This is a genomic window from Faecalibacterium duncaniae, assembly GCF_010509575.1.
In the GTDB taxonomy this organism is placed as follows: domain Bacteria; phylum Bacillota; class Clostridia; order Oscillospirales; family Ruminococcaceae; genus Faecalibacterium; species Faecalibacterium duncaniae.
The window spans coordinates 3,094,978-3,102,523 of record NZ_CP048437.1 but is presented as its reverse complement, the minus strand read 5'-3'; the positions used below and the strand labels follow the sequence as shown (position 1 = coordinate 3,102,523).

The 7,546-nt window shown below is 60.6% G+C and carries 7 protein-coding genes; all 7 read left to right on the top strand.

The window, feature by feature from the left end; genetic code table 11:
• Window positions 1-386: 386 nt before the first annotated feature.
• The 7 genes from rpmH to mnmG all read left to right on the top strand — a co-directional run bounded on the left by rpmH (window position 387) and on the right by mnmG (window position 7,485).
• Window positions 387-521, top strand: a complete 135-nt coding sequence (gene rpmH / locus GXM22_RS14985; protein WP_005929142.1) for a 50S ribosomal protein L34 — start codon at window positions 387-389, stop codon at window positions 519-521.
• Between the two features lie 247 nt (window positions 522-768).
• Window positions 769-1,167, top strand: a complete 399-nt coding sequence (gene rnpA, locus GXM22_RS14980; RefSeq protein WP_035393239.1) for a ribonuclease P protein component — start codon at window positions 769-771, stop codon at window positions 1,165-1,167.
• The gene (gene yidD, locus GXM22_RS14975; RefSeq protein WP_005929149.1) at window positions 1,164-1,463 is read left to right on the top strand and encodes a membrane protein insertion efficiency factor YidD; all 300 of its coding nucleotides are present in this window, start codon (window positions 1,164-1,166) and stop codon (window positions 1,461-1,463) included. Before rnpA ends, yidD begins: the two co-directional genes overlap by 4 nt.
• A gap of 263 nt (window positions 1,464-1,726) precedes the next feature.
• The gene (locus GXM22_RS14970) at window positions 1,727-2,809 is read left to right on the top strand and encodes a YidC/Oxa1 family membrane protein insertase (RefSeq protein ID WP_005929155.1); all 1,083 of its coding nucleotides are present in this window, start codon (window positions 1,727-1,729) and stop codon (window positions 2,807-2,809) included.
• A 5-nt stretch (window positions 2,810-2,814) separates the two neighbouring features.
• A complete protein-coding gene (jag, locus tag GXM22_RS14965) occupies window positions 2,815-3,936 on the top strand; it encodes an RNA-binding cell elongation regulator Jag/EloR (RefSeq protein WP_099357267.1) in 1,122 nt (373 codons plus the stop codon).
• Between the two features lie 129 nt (window positions 3,937-4,065).
• Entirely contained in the window at window positions 4,066-5,436 is a 1,371-nt protein-coding gene (mnmE, locus tag GXM22_RS14960; RefSeq protein WP_005929161.1) for a tRNA uridine-5-carboxymethylaminomethyl(34) synthesis GTPase MnmE, read from the top strand.
• Between the two features lie 174 nt (window positions 5,437-5,610).
• Window positions 5,611-7,485 carry a tRNA uridine-5-carboxymethylaminomethyl(34) synthesis enzyme MnmG gene (gene mnmG, locus GXM22_RS14955; RefSeq protein WP_005929166.1) on the top strand — a complete coding sequence of 625 codons (1,875 nt, stop codon included), beginning with the start codon at window positions 5,611-5,613 and terminating at the stop codon, window positions 7,483-7,485.
• Window positions 7,486-7,546 lie beyond the last annotated feature (61 nt).

Sequence of the window (7,546 nt, the reverse complement as noted above, 5' to 3'; positions counted from 1 at the left end):
AAAACATCCACTCCATTGAATTGGTCGAAGTTTTCAACAATGCTGCTGATACCCCGTTAGTATACCACAAAAATCTCCCTGCGTCTATATTCTATAATGTAATTTATAATACATAAGAAAAGACGCTCCATCGTGCCCTCGCGGCTCTTGTGTTCTAGGCGGTTTTTGGCCACAAGATATGGTGGAAGAAAAGTTTTCCACGGAGAACCGGTGAAAAAGTTGAAAGCTTTTTCACAAAGAAATTTGAAAAAAGTTTGCTGGAAAGTGAAAAAAACGCTTGACAGAAGGGGATAGTGTGCGATATACTGTTGAATTGCAAGCCTGTCCCCAATTTGGGACCAGAAATACCCCATTACCGGGGACGAGTTTTTACGGAGGATACAACCATGAAGAGAACTTTTCAGCCCAAGAAGCGTCATCGCAAGGAAGTTCATGGCTTTCTGACCCGCATGAGCACCAAGAACGGCCGCAAGGTCATCAATGCTCGCCGTGCTAAGGGCCGCAAGAGCCTGACCGTCTGATCCCGTTTTGCCAGGGATCCGGCGCAGAATTGAACATGCGCACAAAAGACTGCTGATCCAGAATTGGCGGTCTTTTTCTTATTTTGGACGTTCTGCGCGCGGAATGACTAAAAATTTGGCAAAAGATTTGGCACAAAAAACGCCCGGACAGCCTTTTCATGTCGGCGTTTTTTTGCTATACTGAATTTTGAACTTTGCCTTTAGGGAAGTTCTGCGATTTTTTAACCGAAAAGGAGGCGACGGAGCAGTGCGCTATCGTCCCATCCGCCGCAACAGCGAGTTTGGCCGCGTGTATGCCCGCGGCAAGTCCTATGTGAACCCGGCGCTGGTGCTGTATGTGCTCAAGACCCGCGGCAAAAAGACCCGCGTGGGCCTGACAGCCACCAAAAAGATCGGCCATGCCGTCCAACGCAACCGCGCCCGCCGCGTGATGAAGGCTGCCATTGATGAGCATCTGGATCAGAACATCGGCGGCTATGATCTGGTGTTCGTGGCCCGGGGCATGACCCCCCGCCTGAAGAGCTGGCAGCTCAGCGAAGTGGTGGCCAGGCTCTTTGCCCAGGCTGGCCTGCCCGACAAGGCAAAGCAGCCGGGCGCAAAGCCCCCTGCCACGGTCCCGCCCGCAGACCGGGCCGCAAAACAGTGAATCCCGTCTCCCGCGTCTGCCGGAACGCGCTCTGTGCGCCCATCCGGTTCTACCAGCGCTTTATCAGCCCGGGGCTGGGCCGCAACTGCCGCTTTACCCCCACCTGCAGCCAGTATGGCATAGAAGCCATCCAGACCCATGGCTGCATCAAGGGCTTGCTGCTCACCGCCTGGCGCATCGCCCGGTGCAACCCCCTTGGCCGGTGGGGCTTTGACCCGGTGCCGCCCAAAGGCCGCTGGGTGAGCCCGGAGCGGAGACTGTCCCCGGCAAAGCTGTTCCGGGGGCGGCACGGTTAAGCAGCGTGCTTATGATACACGGCTCCTTTGTACAACCCCTCCGTCATTGCTTCGCAATGCCACCTCCCCTGGTAGGGGAGGCTTTGGCAGTCCGATCCAGTTGACGGTTTTGCCAAGGGCTCCCCTATTAGGGGAGCTGGCAACGCTGCAGGCGTTGACTGAGAGGTTTCATCCGCTTTTTTTGCTTCTTGTGACGCTCCGCACTGTGGGCGGGGTGTCCTTCTCATAAAAATCTAAACGTCCCGCACCACAGGCGGGGCAGAATGGACGAAACTATGAATCCTTTGTACATCCTGGGCTGGCCCTTGGGCTATGTAATGGAGTGGATCTACAAGCTGATCCCCAACTACGGCTGGGACATCATCCTGTTCACCCTGCTCATCACCGTGATCAAGATCCCCCTCCAGCTCAACCAGCAGAAGAGTATGGCCCGCATGAGCGCTTTCCAGCCCATGGTGGCCGAGATCCAGAAAAAGTACCGCGACAAGCCCGAAAAGCAGCAGGAAGAGCTGATGAAGCTGCAGGAGCAGGGCTACAAGCCCACCGCAGGCTGTATGCCCATGCTGGTCAACTTCCTGGTCATGTTCGGCGTTATCGAGGTGGTGTACCGCCCGCTGCAGCGCATCTTCCACATTGGTGCCGATGCCCTGACCGCCGCAGGTGAGGCCCTGACTGCCATGGGCATCAGCTTTACCACCGTGACCCGCGACACCAACATCATTGCACAGGTCATTTCAGGCGAGAGCACCGTTTCCTCCTGCTTCACCCCGGATCAGGTGGCTACCATCACCGAGTTCGGCCAGCACATGGATTTCTTTGGCATCGACCTGACCCGTGTGCCCCAGTACAGCCTGGCTGCAGAGAATCTGCCCCTGCTGATCCTCCCGGTCCTGGCAATCGTGACCATGTTCCTGTCCACCCACATCAGCATGAAGGCCAGCGGCCAGGAGATGCAGGGCAGCATGAAGCTGACCATGTATATGATGCCGCTGATGTACGTCTTCTTCTGCTTCACCGTGCCCAGCGCTTTCTCTCTGTACTACGTTGTTTCCAACATCCTGATGACCGTGCAGAGCCTGTTGATGAAGAAGATCTACGACCCTGAAAAGATGAAGGCAGAGGTCGCCGCCGAGATGGCTGCCCGCAAGAAGGAGCAGAAGCGCGGTGTAAAGAGCACCACCATCAAGGTCACGGATGAAAAGACCGGCGAGGTCGTGGAGAAAAATATCTCCGCCAGCGAAATGAACAAGCGCCGCCTGGAGTATGCCCGCAAGCTGGATGAGGAGCGCTATAAGGACGAGCGCACCGTTCCGCTGAGCGAGCTGGAAAACAAGAAGGAGGATTGACGGTTATGATCCGTACTCAGGAAGCGACCGGCAAGACGGTCGATGAAGCCCGCGCAAAAGCCTGCGCCCTGCTGGGCGTGCAGGCCGACGACCTGAATGTGAGCTATGAAGTGCTCGAAATGCCCCAGAAAACCGGTTTTCTGGGCCTGAAGACCACCCCCGCCAAGGTGCGTGTGAGCGTGGAAGAGCCCGATGCCCCGGCCGCTCCCGTGGTGGAGGAGAAGGTGGAGCCTGAGGTGAAGCCTGTTGTGGAGGAAACTCCCGCTGAGGAACCCAAGGCCGAGGAGCCTGCCGCTGCCCCTGTGGCAGAGGAGGCCGCTCCCGTTGAGGAGACTGCTGACCCCGCCGCAGAGGGTGAGGAGCCGGAAGTTCCCATCAACATCGAAGAGAACGCCAAGGTCAAGGCTGCTGTGGACTACCTGAAGGAAGTCATTGCTCTGATGGGCGTGGAGAATGTCACCTTCAGCGCCGTGCAGAAGGGCGAGGCCACCATCATCCGTCTGGATGGCGAGAAGCTGGGTGCCCTGATCGGCCGCCGCGGCGAGACCATGGAGAGCCTGTCCTATCTGGCAAGCCTGGTGGCCAACCGCCTGGAAGGCGATTACATCAAGCTGGGCCTGGATGTGGCCGGCTACCGCGATAAGCGTGAAAATGACCTGACCGTGCTGGCACAGCGCATTGGCAACAAGGTGCGCAAGACCGGCCGCAGCTTTGCCATGGAGCCCATGAACCCCTACGAGCGCCGCATCATCCACTCTGCCATCGGCAAGATGGAGGGTGTGCGCAGCGAGAGCAAGGGGGAGGGCCGTGACCGCCGTGTGGTCATCTACTCCACTGCTCCCGATGCCCAGACCGACAACACCTACGGCGAGCGCCGCCCGCGGGGCAACGGCCGCCGCCCCGGCGGCAGCCGCAATGGCGGCTTCCGCGGCGGACGCGGCAGCAGCCCCCGGAATGGCGGTCCCCGCAATGGCCGCCCCGCAGGCAGCCGCGGTCCCCGTCCTTCCAGCGTGCCCGAGCGCACCTATGCTCCCCGTGACGCGGAGACTGCCGCACCCGTGGCACCCAAGCGCACCGAGCGCGTGGATGATTTTGCCGATTTCAGCTTCGGCAAGATCGAGCTGTAAACTCCGCTGAGTTTTGCACAATGCTGCCCCCTTCCGGTGGAAAACTGGAAGGGGGCTTTTTGTCTCTTTCCTTTTTCGTCGCTTCGTGATACAATAATTCTGATTTGAGAGCGGAGGGAGAGCACCAACATGGAACATTCAACGATCGCGGCCATTGCAACCGCGCCCGGCGCAGGCGGCATTGCCGTGGTGCGTCTTTCCGGCCCGGAGAGCTATGCCGTGGCGGCAAAGGTGTTCTGCCCGGCCAACCCGGCAAAGCGGGTGGAGGAGGCCAAAGGCTATACTGCCCTGTTTGGGCATTTCATGGAAGGGGAGGAAGCCTTTGACGAGGGCGTGGCCCTCTTCTTCCGGGCACCCCACAGCTACACCGGCGAGGATGTGGTGGAGCTTTCCTGCCACGGCGGCAGTGCGGTGGCCCGGCGGCTGGTGGAAAGCTGCATCGCAGCCGGTGCCGCCCCCGCCGCACCCGGCGAGTACACCCGCCGCGCCTTCCTCAACGGCAAGCTGGGGCTGACCCAGGCCGAGGCCGTTATGGACCTGATCTCTGCCGATGGCAGACAGGGTGCGGCGCTGGCCAATGCCTCCCTGAACGGCGCGCTGGCGAAGAAGATCGGGGCTGAAAAGGATGCCCTGACCGCCCTGCAGGCCCATCTGACTGCCTGGGTGGATTTCCCCGAGGAGGACGTTCCCGCGCTGGAGGATGCTCAGCTGGTATCCACCCTGACTGCCGTGAAGGGAGAGCTGGACACCCTCATCCGGAATTATGATGCCGGTGCAGTCCTGCGGGAGGGTGTGGACTGTGCCATCGTGGGGCGGCCCAATGCGGGCAAGTCCACCCTGCTCAATCTGCTGGCCGGGTTCGACCGGGCCATCGTCACCCCCGTGGCGGGCACCACCCGGGATGTGGTGGAGCAGGCCGTCCGGCTGGGGGACATCCGGCTGAACCTGTTCGACACGGCCGGTCTGCGGGAGACCGAGGATGCGATTGAGGCCGAGGGCATCCGCCGCAGCTGGAAAAAGCTGGACGAGGCGGGGCTGATCCTGGCGGTGTTCGATGGCTCTGAGCCCCTGATCCGGGAGGATCTTGCGTTGGCGCAGCGGTGCGCCGGTCGCCCGGCCATTGCACTGGTCAACAAAGTGGACAAGCCCACTCAGTTTGACGCAGAGATCATTGCAGGCGATTTTGCCATGGTGCTCCCGGTCTGCTGCCAGGAAGAGGGGAGCCGCAGGGTGATCACCGCTGCCGTTGCCCGCCTGCTGGGCACCAACAACATCGACCCCCACGCTGCCAGCCTCTCGGGCCAGCGCCAGCTTGCCGCCGCCACCCGCGCCCGGGATGCAGTGGCTGGTGCGCTGGATGCGGTCAGCGGCGGGTTCGGGCTGGATGCCGTATCGGTCTGTGTGGACGATGCGCTGGATGCCCTCTGTGACCTCACCGGCGAAAATGCGTCGGAGAATGTCATCAATGAAGTGTTTGAGCGGTTCTGTGTGGGGAAGTAACGGAGGGCAGCCCGTCTGGCAGCTTTCTCCTCGGACACGAAACGGGCCATTCCATCGCCCGCCCTATTGCCTGCGGCAACAGGGTCCCACCCCAGCGGACGGTCCTCGGAGAAACTTCCAGCCGCTCTGCCGGGTAACAGCAGATTGAACCATAGAGGAAAGTATAGGAAAAGTATGAATCATCTTGGAGATTACGATGTGATCGTAATAGGCGCGGGCCACGCTGGCATTGAAGCGGCCCACGCTGCTGCCACGCTGGGTGCCAAAACGGCGGTGTTTACCATGAGCCTGGATGCCATTGGAAACATGCCCTGCAATCCCAGCATCGGCGGAACTGCAAAAGGAACGCTGGTACGTGAATTGGATGCGTTGGGCGGTGTGATGGGCCTTGCGGCGGATGCTACCTACCTGCAGAGCCGGATGCTGAACAAGGGCAAAGGCCCTGCCGTTCATGCCCTGCGCGTTCAGACCGACCGCAAGCGCTACCACGAATATATGAAACACGCCCTTGAGCTCACACCCGGCCTTGCCATCCATCAGGCCGAGGTGGTGGGCATTGAGGTGGAGAACGGCCATGTCAAGGGCGTTGTGACCCAGCTGAACGGGGAGTACAGCGCAAAGTGTGTGGTCATTGCCACGGGTACCAATCTGGGCGGCAAAATTTTTGTCGGTGATGCGTGGTATGCTTCCGGCCCTGACGGGATGCACGCCGCCAATGCCCTGACCGAAAGCCTGAAAGCCGCCGGTCTGCCTCTGCGGCGGTTCAAGACCGGTACCCCCGCCCGTGTCCACCGGAGAAGCATCGACTTCTCCAAGCTGGAATGCCAGCCCGGCGACCCGGACAGCGAGCTGCAGCCATTCAGCTTTCTGACGGATGCACCCATGCACAACAAGGTGGAATGCTGGATCGCCTATACCAACCCTGAGACCCACCGGATCATTTTGGACAACATCCAGCGCAGCCCGCTCTATGGCGGCATGATCGAGGGGGTTGGCCCCCGGTACTGCCCCTCCATTGAGGATAAGGTGGTGCGCTTTGCGGGCAAGGACCGGCACCCCATCTTTGTGGAGCCCTGCGGCGAGAACACAGAGGAGATGTATCTGCAGGGTGCGTCCAGCAGCCTGCCTGAGGATGTGCAGAATGCCTTTTACCGGAGCATTCAGGGCTTTGAACACATTGAGATCATGCGCCCGGCCTACGCCATCGAGTATGACTGCGTAGATCCGACCAGCCTGGAAGCCACGCTGGAGAGCAAGGTGGTGCGGGGCCTGTATGGTGCAGGCCAGTTCAACGGCACCTCCGGCTACGAGGAAGCCGCCGCGCAGGGTCTGCTGGCCGGTCTGAACGCTGCCCGCAGTGCAAAAGGGGAGAGCCAGCTCATCCTGGAGCGTCAGACCAGCTATCTGGGTACGCTGGTGGATGACCTTGTCACCAAGGGTGTCATGGACCCTTACCGCATGATGACCAGCCGGAGCGAGTACCGCCTGACCCTGCGGCAGGACAACGCCGATCAGCGGCTGACCCCCATTGGCCGGGAGTATGGTCTGGTGCAGGATGACCGCTGGGCAAAATACCAGCACACCCAGAGCATTCTGGAGGCGGAGCGCCGCCGCCTGCACGAGACCCACCTGCGCACCGCTGACCTGCGCGCTGCCATGGAAGCAGCCGGGCTGACCCCTGCCGCTGAGGGCGGCATTGCCGAGGAGCTGCTCCGCCGCCCCGAGATCAGCTACCCGCTGTTGGCGGGGGTGATCGGCTGGGGTGAGGGTATCACCCCCATGCTGGCCGAGCGGCTGGAGACCGAAATCAAGTACGCAGGCTACATTGCCCGGCAGGATCGGATGATCCGTGACGTGGCCCGCCACGAAAAGACCCTGATTCCCGCAGATTTTGAGTATGCTGACCTGACCGGCCTGACGCTGGAGGCCCGTGAGAAGCTGACCCGCATCCGCCCGAAGAATCTGGGGCAGGCGGGCCGCATCCCCGGTGTGTCGCCCTCCGATGTGGCGCAGCTGAGCATTGCTTTAACAGTGAGAGAGAAAACCTAATGAACTGACGGAGAGGTTGGACGAAGGAGGGCAGAACCTCTGTACAACCTCTCAGTCGCCT

Coding starts and splice junctions, on each gene's coding strand:
- rpmH (WP_005929142.1), top strand. CDS start 387: ATGAAGAGAACTTTTCAGCCCAAGAAGCGTCATCGCAAGGAAGTTCAT.
- GXM22_RS14970 (WP_005929155.1), top strand. CDS start 1,727: ATGGACGAAACTATGAATCCTTTGTACATCCTGGGCTGGCCCTTGGGC.
- jag (WP_099357267.1), top strand. CDS start 2,815: ATGATCCGTACTCAGGAAGCGACCGGCAAGACGGTCGATGAAGCCCGC.
- mnmE (WP_005929161.1), top strand. CDS start 4,066: ATGGAACATTCAACGATCGCGGCCATTGCAACCGCGCCCGGCGCAGGC.
- mnmG (WP_005929166.1), top strand. CDS start 5,611: ATGAATCATCTTGGAGATTACGATGTGATCGTAATAGGCGCGGGCCAC.